The organism is Flavobacterium panici, assembly GCF_024499525.1.
GTDB lineage: Bacteria > Bacteroidota > Bacteroidia > Flavobacteriales > Flavobacteriaceae > Flavobacterium > Flavobacterium panici.
The window spans coordinates 1128692-1154732 of the sequence record NZ_CP100437.1 but is presented as its reverse complement, the minus strand read 5'-3'; the positions used below and the strand labels follow the sequence as shown (position 1 = coordinate 1154732).

General features: G+C 33.4%; 28 protein-coding genes. 14 read left to right on the top strand and 14 right to left on the bottom strand.

Translation table 11 applies throughout. From position 1 onward, the window contains the following. Positions 1-77: 77 nt before the first annotated feature. The 10 genes from NLJ00_RS05265 to NLJ00_RS05220 all read left to right on the top strand — a co-directional run bounded on the left by NLJ00_RS05265 (position 78) and on the right by NLJ00_RS05220 (position 9141). Complete coding sequence (locus NLJ00_RS05265) at positions 78-830, top strand: dioxygenase family protein (protein ID WP_256636481.1); 753 nt, start codon at positions 78-80, stop codon at positions 828-830. Positions 831-848: 18 nt separating this feature from the next. Continuing rightward, on the top strand, positions 849-1547 hold the full coding sequence (locus tag NLJ00_RS05260; RefSeq protein WP_256636480.1) for a pirin family protein: 699 nt from the start codon (positions 849-851) through the stop codon (positions 1545-1547). Continuing rightward, positions 1548-2054 (top strand): hypothetical protein, encoded by a 507-nt coding sequence (locus NLJ00_RS05255; RefSeq protein ID WP_256636479.1) that lies wholly within the window; start codon positions 1548-1550, stop codon positions 2052-2054. 176 nt (positions 2055-2230) lie between these two features. Beyond that, complete coding sequence (locus NLJ00_RS05250) at positions 2231-2638, top strand: XRE family transcriptional regulator (protein WP_256636478.1); 408 nt, start codon at positions 2231-2233, stop codon at positions 2636-2638. Between the two features lie 96 nt (positions 2639-2734). Beyond that, entirely contained in the window at positions 2735-3136 is a 402-nt protein-coding gene (locus NLJ00_RS05245) for an XRE family transcriptional regulator (RefSeq protein WP_256636477.1), read from the top strand. 276 nt (positions 3137-3412) lie between these two features. Beyond that, positions 3413-4600: a phosphoglycerate kinase gene (locus NLJ00_RS05240; protein ID WP_053474372.1), complete on the top strand. Its 1188-nt coding sequence runs from the start codon at positions 3413-3415 to the stop codon at positions 4598-4600. A 110-nt stretch (positions 4601-4710) separates the two neighbouring features. Next, positions 4711-6564 carry a LysM peptidoglycan-binding domain-containing protein gene (locus tag NLJ00_RS05235; RefSeq protein WP_053474373.1) on the top strand — a complete coding sequence of 618 codons (1854 nt, stop codon included), beginning with the start codon at positions 4711-4713 and terminating at the stop codon, positions 6562-6564. Positions 6565-6610: 46 nt separating this feature from the next. Beyond that, positions 6611-7579: a DUF4837 family protein gene (locus NLJ00_RS05230; protein ID WP_180856232.1), complete on the top strand. Its 969-nt coding sequence runs from the start codon at positions 6611-6613 to the stop codon at positions 7577-7579. A 239-nt stretch (positions 7580-7818) separates the two neighbouring features. Continuing rightward, positions 7819-8460: a DUF1579 domain-containing protein gene (locus NLJ00_RS05225; RefSeq protein WP_256636476.1), complete on the top strand. Its 642-nt coding sequence runs from the start codon at positions 7819-7821 to the stop codon at positions 8458-8460. 234 nt (positions 8461-8694) lie between these two features. Next, complete coding sequence (locus NLJ00_RS05220) at positions 8695-9141, top strand: GNAT family N-acetyltransferase (RefSeq protein WP_256636475.1); 447 nt, start codon at positions 8695-8697, stop codon at positions 9139-9141. Between the two features lie 65 nt (positions 9142-9206). Here NLJ00_RS05220 and NLJ00_RS05215 read toward each other — a convergent pair whose 3' ends face one another. From NLJ00_RS05215 to NLJ00_RS05185, 7 genes are all read right to left on the bottom strand, one after another. Beyond that, the gene (locus NLJ00_RS05215) at positions 9207-9707 is read right to left on the bottom strand and encodes a hypothetical protein (RefSeq protein WP_256636474.1); all 501 of its coding nucleotides are present in this window, start codon (positions 9705-9707) and stop codon (positions 9207-9209) included. Positions 9708-9852: 145 nt separating this feature from the next. Then, a complete protein-coding gene (locus tag NLJ00_RS05210) occupies positions 9853-10656 on the bottom strand; it encodes an OmpA family protein (RefSeq protein WP_256636473.1) in 804 nt (267 codons plus the stop codon). A 4-nt stretch (positions 10657-10660) separates the two neighbouring features. Next, the gene (locus tag NLJ00_RS05205) at positions 10661-12298 is read right to left on the bottom strand and encodes a S41 family peptidase (protein WP_053473164.1); all 1638 of its coding nucleotides are present in this window, start codon (positions 12296-12298) and stop codon (positions 10661-10663) included. Between the two features lie 2 nt (positions 12299-12300). Beyond that, positions 12301-13125 carry a DUF4349 domain-containing protein gene (locus NLJ00_RS05200; protein WP_256636472.1) on the bottom strand — a complete coding sequence of 275 codons (825 nt, stop codon included), beginning with the start codon at positions 13123-13125 and terminating at the stop codon, positions 12301-12303. Positions 13126-13205: 80 nt separating this feature from the next. After that, positions 13206-13610: a ribonuclease P protein component gene (gene rnpA / locus NLJ00_RS05195; RefSeq protein ID WP_256636471.1), complete on the bottom strand. Its 405-nt coding sequence runs from the start codon at positions 13608-13610 to the stop codon at positions 13206-13208. A 2-nt stretch (positions 13611-13612) separates the two neighbouring features. After that, positions 13613-14365, bottom strand: a complete 753-nt coding sequence (locus NLJ00_RS05190) for a zeta toxin family protein (protein ID WP_256636470.1) — start codon at positions 14363-14365, stop codon at positions 13613-13615. Beyond that, positions 14353-14622, bottom strand: a complete 270-nt coding sequence (locus NLJ00_RS05185) for a hypothetical protein (protein ID WP_256636469.1) — start codon at positions 14620-14622, stop codon at positions 14353-14355. The genes NLJ00_RS05190 and NLJ00_RS05185 overlap by 13 nt, the downstream gene beginning before the upstream one ends. A 206-nt stretch (positions 14623-14828) precedes the next feature. Here NLJ00_RS05185 and NLJ00_RS05180 point away from each other — a divergent pair, with 206 nt between their 5' ends. The 3 genes from NLJ00_RS05180 to NLJ00_RS05170 all read left to right on the top strand — a co-directional run bounded on the left by NLJ00_RS05180 (position 14829) and on the right by NLJ00_RS05170 (position 17466). Then, positions 14829-15575, top strand: a complete 747-nt coding sequence (locus tag NLJ00_RS05180; protein WP_053473161.1) for a lysophospholipid acyltransferase family protein — start codon at positions 14829-14831, stop codon at positions 15573-15575. Between the two features lie 45 nt (positions 15576-15620). After that, entirely contained in the window at positions 15621-16613 is a 993-nt protein-coding gene (locus tag NLJ00_RS05175; RefSeq protein WP_256636468.1) for an acyl-ACP desaturase, read from the top strand. A 199-nt stretch (positions 16614-16812) separates the two neighbouring features. After that, complete coding sequence (locus NLJ00_RS05170) at positions 16813-17466, top strand: HD domain-containing protein (protein ID WP_256636467.1); 654 nt, start codon at positions 16813-16815, stop codon at positions 17464-17466. Between the two features lie 409 nt (positions 17467-17875). On the opposite strand, the gene NLJ00_RS05165 is transcribed toward NLJ00_RS05170, so the two are convergent. From NLJ00_RS05165 to NLJ00_RS05145, 5 genes are all read right to left on the bottom strand, one after another. Then, on the bottom strand, positions 17876-17998 hold the full coding sequence (locus NLJ00_RS05165; protein ID WP_073486019.1) for a FeoB-associated Cys-rich membrane protein: 123 nt from the start codon (positions 17996-17998) through the stop codon (positions 17876-17878). A gap of 6 nt (positions 17999-18004) precedes the next feature. Beyond that, positions 18005-20104, bottom strand: a complete 2100-nt coding sequence (feoB, locus tag NLJ00_RS05160; RefSeq protein WP_256636466.1) for a ferrous iron transport protein B — start codon at positions 20102-20104, stop codon at positions 18005-18007. Then, positions 20104-20343 carry a FeoA family protein gene (locus NLJ00_RS05155; RefSeq protein WP_053473157.1) on the bottom strand — a complete coding sequence of 80 codons (240 nt, stop codon included), beginning with the start codon at positions 20341-20343 and terminating at the stop codon, positions 20104-20106. The genes feoB and NLJ00_RS05155 overlap by 1 nt, the downstream gene beginning before the upstream one ends. Before the next feature lie 104 nt (positions 20344-20447). Further along, a complete protein-coding gene (locus NLJ00_RS05150; RefSeq protein ID WP_053473156.1) occupies positions 20448-21113 on the bottom strand; it encodes an SCO family protein in 666 nt (221 codons plus the stop codon). Between the two features lie 205 nt (positions 21114-21318). Continuing rightward, on the bottom strand, positions 21319-22242 hold the full coding sequence (locus NLJ00_RS05145; protein WP_256636465.1) for a DMT family transporter: 924 nt from the start codon (positions 22240-22242) through the stop codon (positions 21319-21321). A gap of 202 nt (positions 22243-22444) precedes the next feature. Here NLJ00_RS05145 and NLJ00_RS05140 point away from each other — a divergent pair, with 202 nt between their 5' ends. Next, a complete protein-coding gene (locus tag NLJ00_RS05140) occupies positions 22445-24505 on the top strand; it encodes a M13 family metallopeptidase (protein WP_256636464.1) in 2061 nt (686 codons plus the stop codon). A gap of 59 nt (positions 24506-24564) precedes the next feature. On the opposite strand, the gene NLJ00_RS05135 is transcribed toward NLJ00_RS05140, so the two are convergent. Beyond that, the gene (locus NLJ00_RS05135; protein ID WP_256636463.1) at positions 24565-24963 is read right to left on the bottom strand and encodes a c-type cytochrome; all 399 of its coding nucleotides are present in this window, start codon (positions 24961-24963) and stop codon (positions 24565-24567) included. A 1-nt stretch (position 24964) separates the two neighbouring features. Further along, positions 24965-25957: a porphobilinogen synthase gene (gene hemB, locus NLJ00_RS05130; protein WP_053473151.1), complete on the bottom strand. Its 993-nt coding sequence runs from the start codon at positions 25955-25957 to the stop codon at positions 24965-24967. Positions 25958-26041: the final 84 nt, after the last annotated feature.

Sequence of the window (26041 nt, the reverse complement as noted above, 5' to 3'; positions counted from 1 at the left end):
ACGCTTTAATTTCGAATAATTTTACTTGAAAACAACTGTTATTCATTCAATTAAAATAACATTTAAACGAAAAAGCAATGAAAAGAAAAGAGTTTTTAAGAGGTTTGGGTTTAATAGGAATTGGTTCATTAGCAATTCCCATCATAAACTCATGTAGTCAGGATAATGATGACGGTTCATCAAATTCTTCAACTAATACAGGTTCATCTTCGGGTTCAGGTTCATCTTCAGGCGATTGTTCCGTTACAGCTTCAGAAACTGCAGGGCCATTTCCAACCATTACACCATCTTCTTTAGTAAAATCAGACATTACAATGGACAGAACTGGTGTAGCTTTCACCATAAAAATTACAATAAAAAACACAAATGCAAGCTGTGCCGTATTAAAAGATGCCATTGTAGACATTTGGCACTGCGACAAAGACGGCTATTATTCAGAATACGGAGGAACTTCAATGCAGTCTGTAAATTACACAACCGTTCACTTTTTAAGAGGAAGACAAACTACAGATGCAAATGGTTTGGTAACTTTTACCTCAATCTTTCCGGGCTGGTATTCTGGAAGAGCAACTCACATTCACGTTCATATTTATAACGCCAGCGGAACGTCATTACTCGTAACACAAATTGCTTTTCCCGAAGGAACAAATAGTGCCGTTGCATTAGTAAATGCTTCAAGTGCTAACGGTTACACAAAAGGAATGTCCGGTTACACTTATAATGCTTCAGATAATGTCTTTTCAGATTCTGTTGCAAATGAATTAGGAACAATAACAGGAAGCGTTAATGAAGGTTTTGTTTTAACTCATACCATAAACGTTGCAGGATAATTTCAATAATAACTTATTATGATAGCTCAAATTCCAGCACAAATTTACAAGTCAGATTCCAGAGGTTTTTCCAATTCAGAAAAACACAATTGCTTCTCGACTTTTGATTTTGAACATTACCAAGATTTATCCCGTAAAGCATTTGGAACCTTAAAAGTTTTAAATGAAGTAATATTAGCACCCCAACAAAGTATTACTCGATTTATAAACCCAAACACAAATGTGATCATCCTTCCTTTATTTGGCGGAATTGAATATAAAGATAATGTTGGTAATGAGGAATTTTTGCATGTAGAACAAATTGGGATTTTCGCGGCTGTTGAAGAATCAACTGTTGAAATCCATAATCCATACGAAAAGGAAAATGTGAGTTATTTAGAATTTGAATTTCAAATGGAAAAAGAAGATTTTAAAAACGATTTTCAGCAATATAAATTCGATTTAAGTTCACACAATAAGCTTAATTCATTATTTGAAATTGAAAATGCATTTGGATTTATTGGTATTTATGACGGAAGAAAAGAAGGAACCTTTACTTTAAAGAATACTGATAACGGCTTTTTCGTCTTCGTAATTAACGGCGCTTTTGAAATCGAAAACCGACTTCTGGAAGCAAAAGATGGTTTAGCAATCTCCAAAACAGAAACTATAGAATGGGAATCGTTGTCGCAAAATGCGATGCTGCTTGTAATTGAAGTTCCTCTAAATTCAAATTAAATGAAAATAACGAAAATAAAACTCGCTTATCGTATCGTAATAGACAGTTCGTCAACTTTGCTTTGGGATAAATATGTTTTTGAAGATACGTTCAAAGAATACCAAATGCAGTCTCAGCAGTTTAATTCAGGATCGAATCCAAAAAACACATTTAGAGAATTATTAAGTGAAAACGAAAAAGCAAATCAACTACATTTTCTAACCGGAATCGCTGCCAGCGGTTATGTAGAGCAGTTAAAAGGAAATTTCCATCGTGTAACAGATGTTTTAGGAAACAACTATTTTCCATTTATCAATTATCAGTTAGATATTATTAATACAGACATAACTGATGCATCAAAACATAGAATCGGGATCACATTTTATTCGCCTTTATTAAATTACTTCGGAATTATTGAAGGCAATTATCTCATTTCAAAAAATACCGAAAACTCAAATGAATATGAAACTATTATGTTTCCCGTTCAGCATAATTTGTCTATTTGTTACATTCAAACAGAAGACTAATTCAAGATCCAAAAACAAAAAATAATCTAATTCATTTTTTACCTTTTCTGTTTTTCTGTTAACAGGAAAGGTTTTTTTATAAAATGGATTTTTGCAGGATATTTTTTATCTTTGAAATTCGGGCTTTTAATCCAAATGGCTTTATCTTTGAGCCTTTAGAAAAATTGATATTCATTATGGAACAGAAAATTCATCAGGGAAGAAATGTGAAACGTTTCAGAGAAATGCTTAATATAAAACAGGAAGGATTAGCTTATGATCTGGGAGAAGACTGGAATCAGAAGAAGATTTCTTTGTTAGAACAAAAAGATGTAATTGAAGACAACCTGCTTAAACAGATTTCTGCAGTTCTGAATATTCCTGTTGAAGCTTTTAAAAATTTTGATGAAGAACAAGCGGTGAATATTATTTCGAATACTTTTAATATTGAAAAAGATGCTTACATAGGGAACGCTAAACCTGTATTCAACATCAATCCATTGGAAGAATTAAAAAAACTGCACGAAGAAAAAATTGCATTATACGAGCGTATGTTGAAAGAGAAAGATGAAATGATGTTGAGGCTTGAAAAATTAATTAAATAAACCCTTATCTCTCCGACTTTAAAAACGATTTAGAAATAAGCGACTTTTTAATCCAAATGGCTTTATATTTGAGCCTTTAGAAAAATGACACTCATTATGGAACAGAAAATTCATCAGGGAAGAAATGTAAAACGTTTCAGAGAAATGCTTAATATAAAACAGGAAGGATTAGCTTATGATTTGGGAGAAGACTGGAATCAAAAGAAGATTTCTTTGTTAGAACAGAAGGATGTAATTGAAGAAAACTTGCTGAAACAAATCTCTGCAGTTCTTAAAATTCCTGTTGAAGCTTTTAAAAATTTTGATGAAGAGCAAGCGATAAATATTATTTCTAATACTTTTCACGATACTCAAGGTTTGATAAATTATAACCCAACTTTTAATAATGAACCAATCGACAAATTGATTCAACTTCACGAAGAAAAAATTGCTTTATATGAGCGAATGTTGAAAGAGAAAGATGAAATGATGTTGAGGCTTGAAAAATTAATTAAATAAACCCTTATTCTCTCCGAGTTTAAAATGATTTAGAAATAAACGACTTTTTAATTCAAATAGATTTACCTTTTCTGTTAACAGAAAAGGTTTTTTTCATTTCATCAGGTATTAAATTACTATTGATAATTGTTTTTAATCCTTAATAAACCAATTTATTTGTGAATTTATAACGTTTTCGTTGTTTTTGTTGTCTCTTTTTTAGTTTATCCGAATTTATTAGTACTTTAAAAGTCCTATATTTGTTTTTCTTTCTAAAAAAACTAAAAAAAATATCAAATGAAAACTTTAAACGATTTCGACTTTAAAAATAAAAAAGCAATTATCCGTGTAGACTTTAATGTGCCTTTGGATGAGAATTTTAATGTAACTGATACGACACGTATTGAAGCTGCAAAACCAACTATCGATACTATTTTAGCTCAAGGCGGAAGTGTAATCTTAATGTCGCATTTAGGAAGACCAAAAGGTGCTGAAGAAAAATACTCTTTAAAACATATTTTAAAAACAGCTTCAGAAATTTTAGGAGTACAAGTTAAGTTTGCTGAAAACTGCGTTGGAGAACCAGCTCAAACAGCTGCTAAAAACTTACAGCCTGGAGAAGTTTTATTACTTGAAAATTTACGTTTTCACGCAGAAGAAGAAGCTGGAGATGTTGCTTTCGCAAAAGAATTAGCTTCACTTGGAGATATTTATGTAAACGATGCTTTTGGAACAGCACACAGAGCGCACGCTTCAACAACAATTATTGCACAGTTTTTTCCAAACGATAAAACTTTTGGAACTTTATTGGCAAAAGAAATTGACAGTTTAAACAAAGTACTTAAAAATAGCGAAAAACCAGTAACAGCAGTTTTAGGAGGTTCTAAAGTTTCTTCTAAAATCACTGTAATCGAAAATATCTTAGACAAAGTTGACCACATGATTATTGGCGGCGGTATGACTTTTACATTTATTAAAGCTCAAGGCGGAAAAGTAGGAGATTCAATTTGCGAAGATGATAAACTAGATCTAGCACTTGAAATTTTAAGATTAGCAAAAGAAAAAAATGTTCAAATTCATATTCCTGTTGATGTAATTGCTGCAGATGATTTCTCAAATTCAGCAAACACACAAGTTGTAGACGTAACTGCAATTCCTGATGGATGGCAAGGTCTTGACGCAGGTCCAAAATCATTAGAGAACTTCAAAAAAGTAATTTTAGAATCAAAAACTATTCTTTGGAACGGTCCATTAGGAGTTTTTGAAATGGAAACATTCTCTAAAGGAACAATTGCATTAGGAGATTATATTGCAGAAGCAACTGAAAAAGGAGCATTTTCTCTAGTAGGAGGAGGGGATTCTGTTGCAGCAGTAAAACAATTCGGTTTTGAAGACAAAATGAGTTATGTTTCTACTGGTGGAGGCGCAATGCTTGAAATGTTAGAAGGCAAAGTTTTACCTGGAATTGCTGCAATTTTAGACTAAAAAATCACAATTAACATTTTTTTGCGTATATTTAAGCCTTAAACTTTTTAAGTTTGCAAAAATAATGATTCTATAATGAGTTGATTTATAGAATTTTAAAAAAATGTTATATGATTGTAAAGAAAATATCATTAGCGGTAACCGTTTTGTTTTCTCTATCGATGTTCTCGCAGGAAACTGCAGAAGTATCAAGAGAAATTAAGCCCGAAGTAAAGCTGTCTTATTTAGATTCTATCAAAAGCACATTCAAGAAAGATGATCTGGCAACAAAAGTTGACAGCCTTTGGATGAATGAGTTAGTAAGTTTAGATATCTACGATGATTTGACAAAAGATATTCAAACCATTAACAAGGACGTTACGGTTGATGAAGAATTGCCAACAGAACTGCTTAAGCAGCGTTTGGCGGCAATGAATGCAAAATCGCCTTTTGAAATTGAATACAATCAAGGATTAGAAAACATAATAAAGTCATTTCTTAAGAATCGAAAAAAATCGTTTTCCCGATTAATGGCTTTATCAGAATACTACTTTCCAATATTCGAGGAAACTTTCGCTAAAGAGAAAATCCCGTTGGAAATAAAATATTTGGCCGTTGTAGAATCTGCTTTAAACCCTAAAGCAGTTTCTCAAATGGGCGCTACCGGACTTTGGCAGTTTATGTACGGAACCGGAAAACAATACGCTTTAAAAATCGATTCTTATATCGATGAAAGAAGTGACCCTCTTAAAGCTACAGCTGCTTGTTCAAATTACATGACAAAAATGTTTAATGTATTTAATGACTGGGAACTTGTTTTAGCATCTTATAATTCAGGTCCTGGAAATGTAACAAAAGCAATTCGTCGTTCTGGCGGAAAAACAGGTTACTGGGATATTCGTAATTACCTTCCAAAAGAAACTCAAGGTTATGTTCCGGCATTTTATGCTACAATGTATCTTTTTGAATATCACAAAGAACACGGAATCAACCCTGAAAGAGCGGTTATTAAAAACTTCGAAACAGATACAGTAGCGGTTAAAAATCAAATGTCTTTTAAACAAATTGCTGATTTGTTAGACATGCCGCAATCACAGTTACAGCTTTTAAATCCATCTTATAAATTAAATGTGGTGCCGGCTTACCAAGGAGAACAAAATTTCCTTCGTTTACCAAAAGATAAAATCGCAACCTTTGTTTCAAATGAAGACAAGATTTATGCTTACGTAAAACACGAATCAGAAAACAGAACTATTCCAACACGTTTAGCAATGAAAATTGCTCCAAAAGGAAAACCGGTTAGAGATACTAAATCTCTGGAAGTATCTAAAGATAAAGAGATTAAAGATATTCAGTTCTATAAAGTTCAAAAAGGAGATAACTTAGGCAGTATCGCAGATAAGTATAATGTGAATATTTCAGATTTAAAAAAATGGAATAACCTTAAATCAAATGCAATTGCGTTAGGAAAATCTTTAAAAATTAAATCAGATGTTGATACTTCTGCCAAAGTTATTAAAGAGCCGAAAGTATTACCTGCTGTAGAGAAAAATACAGAAGAAGCAGTTGCTTCTGCAGAAGATAATGATAAAGTTTCAATACAAACTGTAGAGTACGTTGTATTGGCCGGAGACAATTTAGGAAGCATTGCTAAAAAATTCGGTACGACTATTGCGGACTTAAAAGAGTTAAATGATCTTAGCTCTAATAATATTGGTTTAGGAAAAACATTAGTAGTTTCTAAAATAGTTACAGAGATCCACGAACCGGTTTCTACTGCTATTGCTTCTACTTCTGTTGACTCTTTCAAAAAGAAAGCTCCTTCAGCAAAAACTGCAGCGGAAGATTATTACGTTAAAAAAGGTGATTCTTTATACAGTATTTCTAAAAAATATCCTGGAGTAACAATTTCAGATATTAAAAAATGGAATGGTATTAAAGATGAAGATATAAAACCCGGAATGAAACTTAAAATAAACGGATAATAAAAAATCTTATTTAAATTTGGGTTTTATTTCATAAATTAAGAAAATGAATAAAACCCATTTTTTATTTATAATACTTCCGTTTCTATTGATTTCTTGTTTAAAAACAGATAAACAAGAAGAACCTGTTTCCGGAAAAACAAATACAATTTCCATCATCATCGACGATCAGTTGTGGTATGGAGAAGTTGGCGACAGTATCCGAAATAAATTTGCATCGCCAGTTCTGGGCTTAACTCAGGAAGAACCTCTGTTTACAATCAATCAATATCCTGCCAAACTTCTGGAAGGATTTGTTACCGACAGCCGAAGCATTATCGTTGTTAAAAAATCAGCTGTAGATAAGTTTGAAATAACCCACAATAAATCACTGCCGCACAACACTTTTCGTATTTACGGAAAATCTGTTGATGACATTATTTGCAGTATCGAATTGAATTCGGCACAAATCATCAAAATGATTCGCGATGCCGAAATCGAGAAAATTCAGGAAGACAACAGTGCTTCACTTTTAAATCCGGCTGTTATCAAAAACAAATTCCATATTGATATCCAGATTCCAACCGGATATGAATATATGCTTCACAAAAAGAATTTTATCTGGCTCAAAAAAGATATTATTAGTGGAAACACCAGTTTATTAATATACCAGATTCCGCTGCACAACTTCAAAAGCCGTGGGAATGTGGTTGGCAATATCATAAAAATGCGCGACTCAATTGGTTACTACATCAAAGGAAGAGAGCCAAAAACCCGAATGATTACCGGAGAAGCGTATGCACCGTATTTTTCGAATACTTCATTAGACGGAAAAGAAGCTTTTGAAACCAAAGGAACATGGGAACTGAAAAATGACTTCATGGCCGGACCTTTTATTAACTACGCAATTGTAGATCCAGTCTATAACCGAATCCTGGTTATCGAAGGATTTTGCTATTCACCCTCAAACCAAGAACGCGACTTAATGTTCGATCTCGAAGCCATAATTAAATCTGTGAAAATAGATAAACGATAAAAAGTTTATTTCAAGTTTCAAGTTTCAAGTTTTCTAAACGAATATTAAACCATATAAGTATATAAGATAATTTAAGTCAGGTTCTTAAAAAATAACTTTGCGTTTCTTTGCGTAACCTTAGCGAACTTTGCGGTAAAAACCACATAGCATAACCTGAAACTTGAAACTTTAAACCTGAAACAACTCTAGTTATTATTTTTCTTACTTTTGTTTTATAACAAACATAAAAACAAATACTTATGAAAAAGGTAACCACAACATTAGTAATTATTGCATTATGTTTTATCTCTTGTAAAAAAGAAGTAAAAACCGAAGTTGATACACCAAAAGATTTGGACAGTATTAAAACTGAAGAACCAGCAGCCGAAGCACCAGTTGATTCTGCGGCACAAATGAAAGCCTGGCAGGCGTATGCAACTCCAGGCGCACCGCACAAATTAATGACAGACGAAGTTGGAACGTGGAATTGTGAAATGACTTTTTGGCACGAACCAAACGGAAAACCAGAAAAATCAACTTCAGTTGCCACTATCAAAATGATTCTGGGCGGACGTTATCAGGAAGGTAATTATATCGGAAAAATTATGGGCGCACCATTTGAAGGAAAAAGTACATTAGCTTATAACAACGCGAGCAAAGAATACACCACAACTTTTATCGACAATATGGGAACCGGAATGATGGTTGCCACGGGAAAATATGATGAAGGAAAAAAAAGTATGGAATTTAAAGGTGAAGTAGTAAATCCGGTAACAGGAAAGAAAGCTCCTTACAGGGAAATTTATACTATTGTAGATGTCACAACCCGTAAAATGGAAATGTTTGATGTCAAAGACGGTGCTGAATATAAAAGCATGGAAATTGTCATGAAGAAAAAATGATAAAGTAAAGCAGTTCTCACTCCTGCAAGGTTTCCAAAACCTTGTAGGTGTAATTGACAAAGTAATAAAATAGATAATAAAGATTAAATGCCTACAAGGTTTTGGAAACCTTGAAGGAAGAGAAAAGTAACTTTTAGTAAATCCCGATTATAGTTTTATAATCGGGATTTCTATTTGATAATATTTGACGTAATTTTGTTTTTAGGATTATTAAAATTAAAAGAGATATACAAAATGGAATTAAAATGGAAAATTAAGCCATTTGAGGCATTAACTGTAAATGAACTATACGATTTACTTAAACTAAGAAGTGAAATCTTTGTAGTAGAGCAAAACTGCGTTTATTTAGACATTGACGGCAAAGACAAGAAAGCGTTGCACCTAATTGGAGAATATGATGGTAAAGTTGTAGCCTATTCTCGTTTATTCGATGCCGGAATTAGTTTCGACAATGCATCGATTGGAAGAGTAATTGTTGATGCCAATTATCGTGATAAAAAATGGGGACATGATTTAATGCGTGAAGCAATTGCAGCAATAAAATCTAATTTTGGAAAAGATCAAATTACAATTGGTGCACAATTATACTTAAAGAAATTTTACGAAAGTCATGGTTTTGTCCAATCAAGCGAAATGTATCTTGAAGATGACATCGAACATATCGAAATGATTAGGGATTAATCTTTAGCAAAACTAAGTATAGAATTAATTGATTTATCTGGCAAAGTTTTAGAATGAGCTTTAAATTACAGAATAATATTTTTATGATTATTCAGAATTTCAGTTTCAATTTCTTTTAACCTTTTGTCATATAAATCTTTTTTTATTTTGAAATAATTCACTTTTTTACTCTGATTGTTTAAATCCGTGAAAATTGTTTTATTAGAAAGTAACTTCCATAAAACATGAATTTGATTATTATTTAAAAAGGAAAAGATGATAAAGTCATCGCAAAAAGTTCCAAAAGAAATTAAATACTTATACGTATTATCGTCAGTTTCGTTTTCTAATTTTTCGACTAATAAATCAAAAAGAAGGTTTTGATCTTCAATTATAAAATCTGAAATTGTTTTAGAATTACTAATTTCTCTTAAGCCATTTAGTAAATAACCATCCATATAAATCAGGTCTTCAATTGTACCAATAGAATTTCCGCCAAGCCAAATTTTCGAAAAACCCATAAGATTTTCAAAATTGATTATTTCATATTCAACAGCGAATATGTTTTTGTCTCCTGCTATATTCATTCTCTAATGAAATATTGTTGCGTTAATAAAATTTGATCTTTTATTGTTTGTGTAATTACCTTTAAAAGAAATAATTAATAACATAGTTTAGAGTAAAACTTTAAGTAAAAAACTTTGCGCTTTAGCGTCTTCGTAACAAAAAGATTTAAATTTTCGTAATCAAAAATTCAACGCGGCGATCATAAATATCACCTCTTTTTAAAGGAAATTTGTTTCCGCAGCCTTGATAACGCATTCTGTTTTTAGAAACTTTCTTAGAACTTAAATAGTAAAAAACTGTTTTGGCCCGGTTCCAGGAAAGTTTTCTTTCTTTAGTGTCTTTGTCAATTGCGTCAATGTAAATTTGTGGTGTACAGCAAACGTGACCTCTAATTTCGAACTGTATATTTTTTTGTTTTTGAAGTATAACAGAAATCTTATCCAATTCCTTTTTAGAATTATTAGTCAGTCTCGCACTTCCCATATCAAACAATATGTTTTCCAGATATATTTTATCGCCAACCTTTAATTTGTCTTTAAAAGAGGAATAACCTTCTTTATTAAAACTGTTTCGTTTTACCACAATCAAATCAACCCGCCGATTGCGTAATCGTGTTTCGTATAAATTTTCGACTGTATCAGGACGAACTACAACACGCCCTTTTCCTTCAAGAATAACAATTTTACTTTCTTTAAAGCCAAACGAAAGCAATAAGTTTTGAATGGTATTAACCCTGTCGTGAGACAATTTAAAATTGTAGTCGTCAGTGCCGCGATCGTCGCAGTAACCGTAGATTTGTATAGATTCGACTTTAGCGGTGTCAATTGATTTGATAAAATTATTTACAACTCTGCTTTGCGGTTCAGTAAGATCATACTTGTCGAAATCAAAATAAACTGTTTCGATTGGTTTCTGCTGTGCCGATAGATTGTAAATAATAAACAAAAACAGGACCCGGGAAAGTTTCATTTTTCTACATTTTTAAAATCGTTTTATATTCAGTCTGATTATTTAATACGTTTACTGCTCTTTTAATCTCTGAATTGTTCTTAATATAAAACTGATACAAACCTTCTTGGTATTGGTATCTCTTGATAAGCTCTTCCTGAATTAAACCACGAATTTCTTTTTGGTTTTTATCCAGCAAAGTGTTTTCACTTCTCTCTAATGCGGCTAATAATTGTTGATATTCCGGAGCAATCGTTTCGTCAATTTTTTCAGTTTTGGCTGCAGCCAAAGTATTTTTCAGTGCAACCTCTGTTTCCGTATCAAAACTAATTTTGTTTGTTTTCAGGTATTGTTTGAAAGCACTATAATCAGTATCTGAAACGACAGGGATTTTATCGCCCAAATTTGGGTTTTTATAATAGTAAGTAGTGGCGTAATCAAATATTCCGTCATTTTTCAAAAGAGCGCTTGTAATAGGGCTCATTTTGGCTTCTTCTAACTCAATGTCCGGTAAAACTCCTCCGCCGTCATAAACCGTTCTTCCTTTTCTGGTTTTAAAAGCATTAAAGTTTTTAGAATCTGTTTTTTGGGCAACACCGTTTTTATCCTTGTGTGCATAATCAAGCGCTTGTATACAACGGCCAGATGGTGTGTAGTAACGCGAAATAGTAACTTTTAACTGCGTTCCGTAAGTCAGGTCAACAGAACGTTGCACCAAACCTTTTCCAAAACTACGGCTTCCTAAAATCACAGCACGATCTAAATCCTGTAATGCTCCGGAAACAATTTCAGATGCCGAGGCACTTCTTCCGTTAACCAAAATAGCAAGCGGAATCTCAGTATCAATAGGTTCTTTCGTGGTTTTATAGGTATTGTTATGTTTTTCGATTCTCGATTTCGTCGTTACAATAACTTCATTCTTTGGAACAAATAAATTACAGATATCAATCGCTTCATTCAAAAGTCCGCCTGGGTTTCCTCTTAAATCTAAAACAATCTGTTTTGCACCGTCGGCTTTCAATTTTTCCAAAGCATCTTTAACTTCGGCGGAAGCCTTTCTGCTAAAATGTGCCAAAACGATATATCCGGTTTTCTCATCGATCTTTCCGTAAAACGGAACCGATTTAATATCCACTTCATCCAAAACCAATTCAGTTGTAAAAGTTTTTCCCTGACGAAGATATTTTATAGCAATTTTAGTGTTTTTAGTTCCTTTCAATAATTGCGAAGCATCATCTTTAAAATCAGCAATCAAAACATCACCAATCTGAATAATTTCGTCACCTGCTTTTAGTCCGGCTTTATCTGCAGGATAATTTTTATACGGTTCGCGAACAATCAAACGGTCTTTTTTGCGTGCAATCATAGCACCAATTCCGGTATATTCTCCCGTATTGTTGATCTTGAAATTTACTACATCCTGCTCGTTAAAGTAAACCGTATAAGGATCTAAACTTCCCAACATGCTTTTAATGGCTTTATCCATTAAATCACCCGGATTTGTTTCGTCTACATAATTCGTGTTTACGGCTTTAAACAACGTTGTGAAGATTTCAATTTGTTTGGCAATTTCAAAAAAGTCCTCTTTGAAACTGGTTCCAATAAATAATAATCCTGCCGCAACAGTTGGTATGATAAATCTCTTCTTGAAATAAGGATACATGACTATGGTTTTTTTCTTTTAATTCTCTTTCTAATAAAATAGGCTAATACACAAATTATAATTATAAACGGCCAAATGCTGATAATCGATATAAAGAAACTCGACAAACTAAAAAATCCTGATTTTATAGCAGTCCAGACTTTTGATCCGTAAGATAATTGCACGGCTTCTTGTTCCGGCAGGTTTTTGTAAAACTCAATTGTAACCGTACTTTCAGAAACTCTGCTTTCTAAATATTTTAACTGGCCTTCTTTCGCTTCAATTTCTTCGCGGATAATTGAAATCTGTTTTTCGATTTCTAAGATCTCACTAATTTTAGTGGCTTTCTGTAATATTTGAAGATAACGTTCTTCGAGTTTTCTTTTATTTTTTAATCTTGTCGTTAAGTCGATATATTGTTCGGTAACATCTTCGGCAGTAATCTCTTTTCTCTCAAAATAAGCAACGCCTTTTGAAATTGTATTGATAAGATTGTCAAAATTCTGACTTGGAACTCTAATCGTTATATTTCGATAAAGCGTGCCGTAGTCTTTACCTTCAGAATCACTTTGAACTTTTCCCTGACTTTGTTTAACCGCTGTTTGAATCTGTTTGTATGTTTCTTCTAAATCATTGGTTTCAAATCGAAGCGATGCTTGTTTGATGATTTTTTGTTCAATTTGAGTTGAAGAACCATCTAGATTTTTATCTGCACCGCCTGATTCATATTTTTTTGGAGCTAATTTTATAGCACTAATCGAAGCTACTTGTTCTTCATTAGCAACTTCACTTTTGCTGCATCCAGAAAGAACACAAAAAATTACAGATAAAAAGAAAATGTATCGCATAAAATTTCAATTTAGTGCTAAAACTACAATTTTTTTATAATTTTTTATCTGATTTAGAGTACAAAGTTGACTTTGAAGCTTTATAAATCCTTTTTGATTTCAGAATCGGGAGTTTTGTTTAACTGCTGTACAAATTTCTCAAACAACTGAATCGTTTTGGTATTGATTTCTTCGTAAGATAATCTGTCTTTTGTCTGGTAGAAAAGCATGAAAGAATACGGCTGATTTAAATGATCCAGCAGCAAATGTTTATTGAGTCTATAAGTTTCTCTTAGCACTCTTTTAAAATAATTTCTGTCAACGGCTTTTTTAAAGTATTTCTTAGAAACCGAAACACCCACTTTTGTATTACCCTGGTATACAGCTTCCGCTTGACGGTAAACCAAACGAAGCGGATATTTTGAAACCGATTTCCCTTCAGAAAAAAGTAATCCAATCGTGGTTTTGCTCTTTAAGCGTTCATTTTTAGGGTAGGTGAAGTTCATTTTTATATGAAGTGATTTAATACAAATTCTCTAAACCAATTTGGGAAATCCTCTTCATTAATATGAAGTTTTAATGATTTACCCTCATTTATTTCAGCTATTAAAGTAAGTTTTTCAGTAGAATTATCAAACAAATATGCCTTGTTTGAAATTTCTATTGCAGGAAATAAATTATTTAAAGTTCGATTGTATCTGTTTTTTATAATTTCGCTGTCAACATAATGTCCGCCTTTCTGTACTCTGTTTTCAACCCGTGAAATATTAATTTCAGGATCATCTATACAAACAAAATATAGATATGATGTGTAACCTAGCGAATTTGCCTCTTTAATATCTTCTAATTTTGAGACATGGCTCATAACGGTTTCAAAACAAAAGCTTTTGTTTTCCTTGATGAGTTTTTCTCTTAAAAATGAGGAAATTAAAGATCCTTCGTAACTGTTAGGGTTTTTTGAAAGTGATATTATAAAGTTTTCTTTTATCTCTAAAGATATTTGAAATCCTTTTTCTTGGGCAGTTTCTATTAAAGTTTTTGTATTGGGTTTTTTAAAGAAATTTTCTAATTCTTCTTTTGAAGCTTTAATATCGTAAAAATCTAAATCGATTAAACCTTTAGTTTTTAAAATCTTTTCTAGATAATCTGCATTTATAAAATATCCGGTATTGTAATTTTTAGAGAATTCTTCAAAAAGAGTACTTTTTCCCGAACCGTTTGGTCCGGCAAATACTCGCAGTCTCTTTTTTATTTCCTGCATAGTATCATTCCTTTTTTCAAGCCATTGTTTGAAATGGATTTGTCTTGCAAATTTCGAAGTACTATAATTTCTCCGTTTGGAAGTTTTTCAATTAATTTTTTTCCTGATATAGATTTTATAGTCAGCCCTAAAGCTTTAGATTCTCTAATGGCATAATTAGAACTCCTTGAAGCAGATTTAATTAAAATATCTGTTTCATTAGCACTTAATTTTTCTTTATGTTGTTTTATGACAAAACGTGCGATCTTACTTTTCATGACTTTCTTCTAAAAAAGATATTGCCAAATTTACGATTTTATCTGATTTGATACATTCATTTAATGACTGTAAAGTTCATTTAATTCAGAAAAAATTTGCAATTTTAAGGGCAAAGGTACAATTAAACCATAAAAACGGTTATTGTTTTCAAATTTTCTAACGCTAAAAATATATTTACTACTTTTGACCTCAAATTTTTTCAAGCATGCAAAAGATAATCTCATATCCAATCTCCGTAATTTTTTATTTATGTTTTGGATTGTGTTTGGCTGTTTTTCACCCAATACAATGGATCTGCCTTAATCTTTTTGGTTATCAGGCTCACAAAAAAAGTGTTGATTATTTAAATTTTTGTCTTTTAAGCTGTACACGTTTAGTGGGTACAACTTATAAAGTTACAGGCGTTGATACAATTCCGAAAGGAGTTCCAATCATTTTTGTGGCGAATCATCAAAGTATGTACGATATCGTGACAATGATTTGGTACTTTAGACGTTTTCATTGTAAATTTGTAAGTAAGAAGGAGTTAGGAAGCGGAATTCCGAGTGTGTCTTTTAATTTACGACACGGAGGTTCTGTTTTAATTGACCGTAAAGACCCTAAACAAGCGATTCCAGTAATCAAAGGCTTGTCTGAATATATAGAAAAAAACACTAGATCTGCTGTAATCTTCCCGGAAGGAACCCGCAGTAAAACGGGAAAACCTAAAGAATTTGCCCAAAGCGGTTTAAAAATTCTATGCAAATATGCACCATCTGCATACGTTGTTCCGGTAAGTATTAATAATTCATGGAAGATGGTTCGTTACGGTATGTTTCCGGTTGGTTTAGGAAACCACTTAACTTTTACGGCACACAAAGCGATGGCAGTAAAAGATTATGATTTTGCCGAATTAATGGCATTAACAGAAAAAGCGGTTGTTGAAGGAGTAAACGAGTATAAACAGGATTAAGTTTTAGTCCGAGCTAAAATATAAATCCCAAATTTAAAATAAGTAATGTCTATAAAAAACATTAGATTAGAAGTGATGCAGTTTTTGGAAAAAAACGTTGACAGCTTCGTTGAACAGTATTTAATTCCGGTGGAAAAAATTTGGCAGCCGTCAGATTTCCTGCCTAATTCTGAAGGAGAAAATTTCTTTGAGGAGGTAAAGGAACTACGTGAAATTGCTAAAGAATTACCATACGATTTCTGGGTAACGCTTGTAGGTGATACAATTACCGAAGAAGCGCTTCCAACATATGAGTCCTGGTTAATGGATGTAGAAGGAATAGATCAGATTGAGAACGGCGGAAATGGCTGGTCGAAATGGATCAGACAATGGACTGGTGAAGAAAACCGTCACGGAGATCTTTTAAATAAATACTTGTATTTGTCTGGTCGTGTTAATATGCGTGAAATCGAAATGACAACGCAGCATTTAATCAACGACGGTTTTGATATTGGAACTGGAACTGACCCGTACAAAAACTTTGTATACACTAGTTTTCAGGAATTAGCAACTTATGTTTCACACAATAGAGTAGCGCAGATCGCGAAAAAATTTGGTGATAACAAATTGTCTAAAATGTGTAAAATGATTGCAGGTGACGAAATGCGTCATCACCATGCATACAGCGAATTTGTTACCAGAATTTTTCAGGTTGATCCAAGCGAAATGATGTTGGCGTTTCAATACATGATGAAACAAAAAATCGTTATGCCGGCTCATTTCTTAAGAGAATCTGGTCAAAAAATAAGTTCAGCTTTCGAACAGTTTTCTGATTCTGCACAACGTATAGGAGTTTACACAGCAAATGATTACGTTGATATTATGCAGAAATTAATCAACAAATGGGAAATTGATAAAATTACCAATTTAACAGACGAAGCTGAAAAAGCACGTGATTACTTAATGAAATTACCAGCTCGTATGGCCAGAATCTCAGAAAGAATTGTAATTCCACAAGAATCACACATCTTTAAATGGGTTGAACCTGCTAGATTGTAGATTTTAGATTGCAGATTTCTGATTTTAGATTTTAAAATTGATTTTTTGCAATTGATATTGATATTGAAAATATTGTTGATTGTTGAAGTTTAAAACCTTTAACAATCAACTTTTTTTATTTAAACCATAAAAAACACCAGCGCAAATCCGTTGAATCTGTAAAATCCGCGGGCCATTTCACCACAAACCAAAATACAATATGAGTAATCCTGAACTTATAAATAAAACCATAGCATTTGTAAAAGAGAAACTAAACGATGCCGAAGGCGGACACGACTGGTTTCATATCGAACGAGTTTATAAAAATGCACTCTTAATTGCAAAAGATACCGATTGCGATAAAACAGTTGTAGAATTAGGAGCATTGCTTCATGATATTGCCGATAGTAAATTTCATGACGGAGATGAAACAATTGGACCAAAAACAGCCCGTTTGTTTTTAGAATCACATAATGTTTTAGAAGATATTATTCAACATGTGGTAAACATTATCGAAAACATCTCTTATAAAGGCGGAAATTTCGAAAAGAAGTTTTCTTCTGTAGAATTAGATATCGTTCAGGATGCCGATCGTTTAGATGCAATTGGCGCAATTGGAGTAGCAAGAGCATTCAATTACGGCGGATTTAAAAACAGAGCCTTATATAATCCTGAAATTGCTCCGGTAACGAACATGACAAAAGAAGAATATAAAAAGAACAATGCGCCAACGATCAATCACTTTTACGAAAAGCTTTTGCTCTTAAAAGACAAAATGAATACTCAAAAAGGAAAACAAATTGCTGCCGAACGCCATCACTTTATGGAATCGTTCCTCGCACAGTTCTATGCTGAGTGGGAAGGGGTTAAGTGAGTTTGCAGTCATCATATTAAACTGAAAACTGAGACTGAAAACTTTTTTATGCTGTGTTTTAAATTTTAGATTTTAAAAGGCACATTATTCCAAAAGCACACAGGAATCCAAAAGAAAACCATAATAATCTGGTAACTCTATTATCTCTTACGATTTCATTTTTTTCGAACTTTGTCATTTTATTTGAATTTTATTGTGCAAAATTAATTTGCCTTGTATCGGTAACTAAGCCATAAAAGTTTTTTAAACATCAAAAAAGGGTATTTTCCTTGTCAGAAGACTTGTAGAGCATAAAAAAAGCTTCACAAAGAATTTTAAATCTCTGTGAAGCTTTATGTTTATTTGAGTGAAACTCTGTGAAATAAGAAAGTCTTAGAAGCTAAGAATCTCAGCACCTTAGTAACTTAAATCACGAACATCCACAATTGCCATCGCCACAGTCTTTTTTCTTTTTAGATTTCCAAAAGAATTTTCTAATCAAAAAACCAACGGCGATAAATAATATGACAAAAGCTATAATTTCTTGTATCATAACAGTTTACTTTAAAAATTGATACGCTAAAAGCGCGGTAATATAAGCAAGCCCAGTCATAAAGAAAAGCTGCATTACGGGCCACTTCCATGAATTTGTTTCTTTTTTTGTAATGGCTAATGTACTGGCGCACTGCATTGCAAAAGCATAAAACAACAACAATGAAATTCCAGAAGCAAAATTAAAGATTTTTTCTCCCGTTTCTGGATTTACCTCTTTCTGCATTTTACTCTTAATTGTCGATTCGTTATCGCTGTCTCCAACACTGTAAATAGTAGCTAGTGTTCCCACTAAAACTTCACGGGCGGCAAACGAACTGATAATCGCAATCCCAATTTTCCAGTCGTAACCCAAAGGAGAAATTACAGGCTCAATAGTTTTACCCATAATCCCGATATAAGAATTCTCTATTTTTTGAGAAGCCACTTCATTTTCAAACTGAACTTGATTTAAAGTTGTATTGGCAAATCTTTCTTTTACGATGTTTTCTGCATCGTTAAATTCTTTTCCAGGTCCGAAAGAAGCCAAAAACCATAAAATAACGGATATTGCTAAGATGATTTTACCCGCGCCCAAAACAAAAGCTTTGGTTTTTTCGACAACGTTGATTCCAACATTCTTGAAAAGCGGTAATTTATAACTTGGCATTTCAACAACGAAATACGTTTTTGAATCCAGTTTTAAAACTTTATTTAAAATATAGGCTGAGATTATTGCCGTTACAAATCCCAGTAAATACAATAACATCAACGAAAGTCCTTGCAGATTTAAAAATCCCAGAACTCGTTTATTTGGAATCACTAATGAAATCATAATCGCATAAACTGGTAATCTTGCAGAACAAGTCGTGAATGGCGTTACTAAGATCGTAATAAGGCGTTCTTTCCAGTTTTCGATATTTCGTGTCGCCATAATAGCCGGAATCGCACACGCAGTTCCTGAAATTAAAGGCACAACGCTTTTTCCCGAAAGCCCGAATTTGCGCATGATTTTATCCATCAGGAAAACAACACGGCTCATATAACCACTTTCTTCAAGAATAGAAATAAACAAAAACAAGAAAGCAATTTGCGGAATAAAAATAATAACACCGCCAATTCCCGGAATAATTCCCTGCGAAAGTAAATCGGTTAAAATACCGCTTGGTAATTCTTTTGCTGTCCAGCTGCTAAACGAAGCAAAAGTTGCATCAATAAAATCCATAGGAATGGTTGACCAGCTGAAAATAGACTGGAAAATGATAAATAAAATTCCAAGGAAAATTGCATAACCCCAAAACTTGTGCGTTAAAACACGATCAAGTCTGGCCCTGAAATCTGTCGCCGCTTCAGTATCAATTTTTAAACCTTCTTTTAAAACATCATTTATAAACTGATATCTTTTGATGGTTTCCTTTTGCTGCAAGCGTTTTAATTCTGAATGTGATTTGGTAAAGGTATTTCGGATTTCATTTCGGTCTAAATTCGAAAAATTGACATCCTGTGTAATTACAAGCCATAATTTGTACATCAATTGATTCGGAAATGCATGCTGCAGTTTTTGAAAATAGTCAGGATCAATTACTGATGCATTTAAACAAGGTTCGTGCGGAACCGTTTTATAAGAAACAATTAACTCCTTTAATTCTTCAATTCCTAAACCTTTACGGGAACTTACTAAAGCAATTTTGGTTTTTAGTTTTTCTTCTAAAAGCGGGATATCCAAAGAAATTCCTTTGCTCGCCATACGGTCAGACATATTGATAACCAAGATCGTTGGAATTTCAAGATCTTTTATCTGCGTAAAAATCAGTAAGTTTCTTTTTAGGTTTTCAACATCGGTTACCACAACAGCAACATCAGGATATAATTTGTCGTTTTTATTTAGCAAAAGTTCAATTACCACGCTCTCGTCCATCGAACTTGCGTTCAGACTATACGTTCCGGGTAAATCCAGAATATTGGCTTTTACGTTTTGAGGTAATTTACAAAATCCTATTTTTTTCTCAACCGTGATTCCGGGATAATTCCCAACTTGTTGATTTAAACCAGTAAGCTGATTAAAAACAGAAGTTTTACCTACGTTAGGATTTCCAATAAGGGCAACATTGATATTCTGAACGCTCATTATAAATTGTTTTGTAAAAGTTCAACTTCAATTTCACGAGCAGTTTCAACACGAATAGCAACATGCGAACCGTTAATATCTAAATATAAAGGATCTCCAAAAGGAGCAATTTGAAGTAATTCGACCATGCTGCCCGGCAAACAACCCATCTCTAGTAATTTTAAAGGAATCAAATCGATATCAAAATCTTTGATAATGGCTTTATCGCCTTTTTTCAAGGTATGGATAGTATTTTGCAAAGCTTATTTAGATTGAATTTAGATTGCAAAAATAGGCAATAAATCTTTACCCCATGGCAATAATAAGGTTTGAAAATGCTAAATCTTTCTAAAAATAAGGTATTTTATTCTTTTGATAAGAAATCTATGTCTTCTAATAATCTTGTGATATCTTCCTTTTTTGTTCCGTCATAAAATCCGCGAACACGTCTTTTTTGATCGACTAAAACAAAATTCTCCGTATGAACCATATCATACAACTGATCCGGGCGGCCTAATTTTACAGCCAGGTAAGATTTTCTGGCCATAGTGTAAATCTCTTTTTTATCTCCGGTAACCAAATTCCACTTGCTGTCTACAACTCCGTATTTTACTGCATAAGCTTTTAAAACCGAAACACTGTCAACTTCCGGGAAAACAGTGTGAGAAAGCAGCATTACTTTTGGATTATTCAAAACCGCTTTTTGAACTTCAACAAGATTGGTTGACATTTTTGGGCAGATTGATCCGCAGGTTGTAAAGAAGAAATCGGCAACATAAATTTTTCCTTCGTAATTTTTTTGGGTAATTGTGTCCCCGTTTTGGTTTATGAATGAAAAATCAGCAATCGTGTGGTATTTACTTTTGTATTGAATCGTACTGTCGACCAATTCCGGATTTACATCGGCTGGATTATAAATCGGAAGTGTTTTTTGTGGCTTTAAAGCCGAATAAAATAAAGATATAGTGACTACAGAAAATACAATTAATACAATGAAGAATTTGCGGTATTTATAAAGAAGCGATTTCATAAAAATAATTTGGCGCAAAAATACGAAAAGAGCATTTTAAAAGGGATAATTATAACGCTTTTTAACAGGTTTTTTTAATCTCGCAAAGCCGCAGAGGCGCAGAGTTAAATTTTTTAAGCTTTACGTTTTAAGTTTGCCAAGCGTATTAAAGATCAACGATCTTTAAACTTAAATAAAAACTTTGCGTCTCTGCGGCTTTGCGAGATTAATTTTTAGGCTTTCGAATAGATTTATTGACCATATATAATCCCGTTAAAGTTACGGCCGAACCAATTGCAATAGCCTGTGTAAGCGTTTCGCTAAAAATAATCGAACCCAAAATCATCGCAACAATTGGATTAATGTAAACATAAATACTGCTGATTTCTGTTGGAAGATGCTGCAGCGTATAAATAAAAGCAATGAAAGTTAAAACAGAACCAATAATCACCAGATATCCAATTGCCCACCACGACTCTGAAGGAATTTCGTTTAGCGGAATATTAACTCCAGTCGCTTCTGTAATTCCAAAAAGAAACACACTTGAAATCAGCATCTGCAGTCCCAAACTAAAATACGGATTAAAACTGGCTGCTTTTTTCTTCGTTTGTAAAATTCCAAAAGCCCAAGTAATCGTTGAAGCCGTCATTAAAATAATCCCGAACTGAAAATCAGGTCTTAGGAAGTCAGCAATATAATCGATGAAAATAATACAAATTCCTCCAAAGCTGATTAAGATTCCAAACAAAGCCATTTTTGCAATTCGTTCCCCATTAAAAAAATTAATGATAATAATCCAAATTGGGAAAAGGGCACTGATGATCGCGCCCAATCCGCTTGTCATATATTTCACGCCCCAGGTACTCAAACCGTTGCTGCAAACAAAATTCAAAAAACTCAAAACAAGAATCGTACGCCATTGTTTTCCTTTTGGCCAAGCTTCTTTTTTCAGCAAAAAATAGCCCACATAAATAAGTCCGCCCAAAAACTGACGAATTGTTGCCAATTGCAATGCCGGCATATGCTTAACACCCTCTTTTGAAGCTAACCAAGTTGTTCCCCAAAAAAAACTTACCCAGCATAAAGCCATAATGGGTAAACCAATAGCTTCAATTTTTCCTGAAACGGCATTCTGAATTTTTGCTCTCATTTTGACTTTAAATCTTTAAACAAATATTCCAAAAACAATTTCAATAATCCGTGAAAAACAAGGTTTTAATTCATGAAAATAATCGATGGTTTCCATTAAAATGTTATGGAAGAATACTTACACATTATTATTGCATAAATTTTAACATAGAGTTACAAATTTTAACGATATGTTTGTGTATACACTCGAAACACATTTATAAATGAAAAAACAACTTACTAAACCTTTGTTTTGTGCTTTTTCTGCAATGCTTTCTTTTACAGCAATCGAAGCGCAAACCACTGCAGCAAAAGAACCTGGTATCAATGTATCATACATGAATACCAAAATTAGTCCGAGCCAGGATTTTTTCCAATATGTAAACGGAACTTGGTTAAGCCAGACAGAAATTCCAAGCGACCGTACCACTTGGGGAAGTTTTAATGAATTGATTAAAAAGACAGACAAAGATGTAATGTCTATTTTAAAAGATGCATCAAAAAATCCAAAGTATAAATCAGATACGGATCAGGGAAAAGCTGTTAACTTATTCCTGACTGTTTTAGATACTGTTGGAAGAAACAAAGCAGGAATTAATCCTTTGAAACCGTATTTGAAAAAGATTGACGCCATTAAAAATGTGGCAGATCTTCAAAAGTTTTTGGTTGAAATGGAACCTGAAGGAGGTTCTGGATTCTTCGGAATTTACATTGGAGCCGATGAAAAAAACAGCTCTAAAAATTCAGTAAGTCTTGCAGTAAGTCAATTAGGACTTCCTGATAAAGATTATTACACTTCTGAAGATAAAGATTCTAAAGAAAAACGTGCTAAATACGAACTTCACGTAGCGAGAATGCTTCAGTTTATTGGAGAAACTCCAGAGAAAGCAAAACAAAGCGCTAAAGAAATTCTGGCTTTTGAAACAGAATTGTCAAAACCAAGATTAGACCGCGTTGAAAGTAGAGACAGTCGTTTACAGTATAACCCAATGACGGTTGCAGAACTTCAAAAATTAACTCCGGCTATAAAATGGGATGCTTATTTTGCAGGAATTGGTTTGGCGAAATTAGATACTGTTGTTGTTATTGAGCCAAAATACATGAAGGCTTTACAAACTGTATTTACTGAAAATAAAGTAGCACAGTGGAAAGAATACCTAAAATGGGATTTGTTAAACTCATCATCTACAAAATTATCAACGGATATTGAAACGGCTAACTTTGATTTTTACAGTAAAACTTTAAGAGGAGCTGTAAAACAATTACCAAGAGAAGAGAAAGCTTTGCAAGTTGTAAACCGCGGAATTGGTGAAGCACTTGGTAAATTGTATGTAGAAAAAGTATTTCCTGCTGAAGCAAAAGCCAAAGCTGTTGATATGATTCATAATGTTATTACGGCTTACCAAAACCGTATTAACAATTTAACGTGGATGTCTAAAGATACAAAGGCAAAAGCGATTGAAAAACTAAACAAAATAACCATAAAAGTTGGTTATCCTGATAAGTGGAAAGATTATTCGGCACTTCAAATTAAAAATGTTGTTGATGGCGGAAGTTATTTTGAGAATTCAAAAAGCTTAGCTATTTGGAATTTTAAGAAAGGTATTGCGAAATTGAACAAACCGGTTGATAAAACAGAGTGGGGAATGTCTCCGCAAACGGTAAATGCTTATTACAATCCATCTTATAATGAAATTGTATTTCCAGCTGCGATCTTACAGCCGCCATTTTACAATTACCAAGCTGATGAAGCTGTAAATTATGGTGGAATTGGAGCGGTAATTGGTCATGAAATCTCTCATGGTTTTGATGATTCTGGTGCGCGTTATAACGCAGAAGGAAATCTTGTTGACTGGTGGACGCCGCAGGATTTAGAGCAATTTACCAAATTAGGTTCTGAATTAGCAGATCAATACAGCGCTTTAGAGCCGTTACCGGGAATTCATGTAGATGGTAAATTTACTTTAGGTGAAAATATTGGAGACTTAGGCGGAATCAATGCGGCTTATGATGGTTTGCAATTGTATTTAAAAGCACACGGAAATCCGGGATCAATTGACGGATTTACTCCAGAGCAGCGTTTCTTTATTTCTTGGGCAACCGTTTGGAGAACCAAGTCTAGAGACGAAGCGATTAAAAACCAAGTAAAAACAGATCCGCATTCGCCGGGAATGTACAGAGCTTATGTTCCAATTCAAAATGTTGATGCTTTTTATGAAGCTTTCGGTATTAAAAATGGAGACAAAATGTTTGTAAGCCCAGAGAAACGAGTAAAAATCTGGTAATATCATAAATAGAAAACGGCGCTAAATCAGCGCCGTTTTTTTGTTTTATAGTAAATCAATTATTGCAAATGACTGTTGATGTAAGTTTCAATTGCTTTTAACTCTTCATCAGACATTGCTTTTGTCACAGGAAAATTAGTCTGCATTACCAAAAACTGACTCGGATCAACAATTGGATCTGCATTCCCTTTTAAGAAAGTAGGGATATCACCTTTTTTATCTTTGTAGATTTTGGCAATTTCCTTAATGCTCGGCCCAATAACTTTTTGATCCGGCTGATGGCATGAAGTACAATTTCCTCTTCCTTCAAAAATTTCTTTTCCTAAAGCTTCGGGTGTTGTGGCTTTCGCCGATTCTCCTTCAGAATATGCTTCTGTGGTTTGGTATGTACTTTCTGAAACTTCTTTTTTACACGATGCAAATGCTAAAACGGCAGATAAGAATAATACTTTTTTCATTTTATTTATTTAAAAGTATTGAAGCTTCTTTTGCAAAATAAGTCGAGATAATACTCGCACCCGCACGCTTAATGCAATAAAGTTGCTCTATCATGATTTTGTCGTGATCTAACCATCCTCTTTCTGCTGCGGCCTTTACCATAGCGTACTCACCAGATACTTGGTAAACTGCAACTGGCACATGAACGGCATTTTTTACCTCACGAACAATATCCAAATACGCAATTCCCGGTTTTACCATAACAATATCTGCACCTTCTTCAACATCTAATAAAGCTTCACGAATTCCTTCAATTCGGTTAGCATAATCCATTTGATACGTCTTTTTATCTTTTGGAATATTTTGCGAATCAACCGGAGCAGAATCTAACGCATCACGAAATGGTCCGTAAAATGCAGATGCATATTTTGCACTGTAACTCATGATTCCAACATTATGATGTCCGTTTTCTTCTAATGCTTTTCTTATTGCCAAAACGCGTCCATCCATCATGTCACTTGGAGCTACGAAATCTGCACCAGCTTCTGCATGGCTTAAACTCATTCGGGTTAAAGCATCAACCGTTGCATCGTTAATTAATTGACCATTTTCGATAATTCCGTCATGACCATAAATAGAATACGGATCTAAAGCCACATCTGGCATTACAATCATTTCCGGAACAGCATCTTTTATCGCTCGGATAGTTTGCTGCATTAAACCGTCTTTATTCCAGGCTTCAGTACCTTTATTGTCTTTTAAATTATCGCTTACTTTTACGTAGATGTTTACCGCTTTAATTCCTAAATCCCAAGCCTCTTTTACTTCTTTAATTGTATTGTCTAATGAATGGCGATAAATTCCAGGCATTGACGGAATAGCAGATTTGATGTCTTTTCCTTCGGCAACAAACATTGGAAGCATAAAATCTTGTGGACTTAAGCTAGTTTCACGAACTAAAGAACGAATTGATTCGTTGGTTCTTAAACGACGGTTTCTTTGTAATGGGAACATTGTTTTTGAATTTTAGATTTTAGAATGCAGATTTTAGATTTTTCTGCAATCTTATTTTTTGATTTTTATTAATTGATGTCAATA

Coding starts and splice junctions, on each gene's coding strand:
- NLJ00_RS05135 (WP_256636463.1), bottom strand. CDS start 24,963: ATGAAAAAAGTATTATTCTTATCTGCCGTTTTAGCATTTGCATCGTGT.
- NLJ00_RS05205 (WP_053473164.1), bottom strand. CDS start 12,298: ATGTATCCTTATTTCAAGAAGAGATTTATCATACCAACTGTTGCGGCA.
- hemB (WP_053473151.1), bottom strand. CDS start 25,957: ATGTTCCCATTACAAAGAAACCGTCGTTTAAGAACCAACGAATCAATT.
- NLJ00_RS05235 (WP_053474373.1), top strand. CDS start 4,711: ATGATTGTAAAGAAAATATCATTAGCGGTAACCGTTTTGTTTTCTCTA.
- feoB (WP_256636466.1), bottom strand. CDS start 20,104: ATGAGCGTTCAGAATATCAATGTTGCCCTTATTGGAAATCCTAACGTA.
- NLJ00_RS05240 (WP_053474372.1), top strand. CDS start 3,413: ATGAAAACTTTAAACGATTTCGACTTTAAAAATAAAAAAGCAATTATC.
- NLJ00_RS05200 (WP_256636472.1), bottom strand. CDS start 13,125: ATGCGATACATTTTCTTTTTATCTGTAATTTTTTGTGTTCTTTCTGGA.
- NLJ00_RS05230 (WP_180856232.1), top strand. CDS start 6,611: ATGAATAAAACCCATTTTTTATTTATAATACTTCCGTTTCTATTGATT.
- NLJ00_RS05255 (WP_256636479.1), top strand. CDS start 1,548: ATGAAAATAACGAAAATAAAACTCGCTTATCGTATCGTAATAGACAGT.
- NLJ00_RS05145 (WP_256636465.1), bottom strand. CDS start 22,242: ATGAGAGCAAAAATTCAGAATGCCGTTTCAGGAAAAATTGAAGCTATT.
- NLJ00_RS05250 (WP_256636478.1), top strand. CDS start 2,231: ATGGAACAGAAAATTCATCAGGGAAGAAATGTGAAACGTTTCAGAGAA.
- NLJ00_RS05180 (WP_053473161.1), top strand. CDS start 14,829: ATGCAAAAGATAATCTCATATCCAATCTCCGTAATTTTTTATTTATGT.
- NLJ00_RS05140 (WP_256636464.1), top strand. CDS start 22,445: ATGAAAAAACAACTTACTAAACCTTTGTTTTGTGCTTTTTCTGCAATG.
- NLJ00_RS05190 (WP_256636470.1), bottom strand. CDS start 14,365: ATGCAGGAAATAAAAAAGAGACTGCGAGTATTTGCCGGACCAAACGGT.
- NLJ00_RS05185 (WP_256636469.1), bottom strand. CDS start 14,622: ATGAAAAGTAAGATCGCACGTTTTGTCATAAAACAACATAAAGAAAAA.
- NLJ00_RS05260 (WP_256636480.1), top strand. CDS start 849: ATGATAGCTCAAATTCCAGCACAAATTTACAAGTCAGATTCCAGAGGT.
- NLJ00_RS05170 (WP_256636467.1), top strand. CDS start 16,813: ATGAGTAATCCTGAACTTATAAATAAAACCATAGCATTTGTAAAAGAG.
- NLJ00_RS05215 (WP_256636474.1), bottom strand. CDS start 9,707: ATGAATATAGCAGGAGACAAAAACATATTCGCTGTTGAATATGAAATA.
- NLJ00_RS05165 (WP_073486019.1), bottom strand. CDS start 17,998: ATGATACAAGAAATTATAGCTTTTGTCATATTATTTATCGCCGTTGGT.
- NLJ00_RS05265 (WP_256636481.1), top strand. CDS start 78: ATGAAAAGAAAAGAGTTTTTAAGAGGTTTGGGTTTAATAGGAATTGGT.
- NLJ00_RS05175 (WP_256636468.1), top strand. CDS start 15,621: ATGTCTATAAAAAACATTAGATTAGAAGTGATGCAGTTTTTGGAAAAA.
- NLJ00_RS05220 (WP_256636475.1), top strand. CDS start 8,695: ATGGAATTAAAATGGAAAATTAAGCCATTTGAGGCATTAACTGTAAAT.
- NLJ00_RS05210 (WP_256636473.1), bottom strand. CDS start 10,656: ATGAAACTTTCCCGGGTCCTGTTTTTGTTTATTATTTACAATCTATCG.
- NLJ00_RS05225 (WP_256636476.1), top strand. CDS start 7,819: ATGAAAAAGGTAACCACAACATTAGTAATTATTGCATTATGTTTTATC.
- rnpA (WP_256636471.1), bottom strand. CDS start 13,610: ATGAACTTCACCTACCCTAAAAATGAACGCTTAAAGAGCAAAACCACG.
- NLJ00_RS05150 (WP_053473156.1), bottom strand. CDS start 21,113: ATGAAATCGCTTCTTTATAAATACCGCAAATTCTTCATTGTATTAATT.
- NLJ00_RS05245 (WP_256636477.1), top strand. CDS start 2,735: ATGGAACAGAAAATTCATCAGGGAAGAAATGTAAAACGTTTCAGAGAA.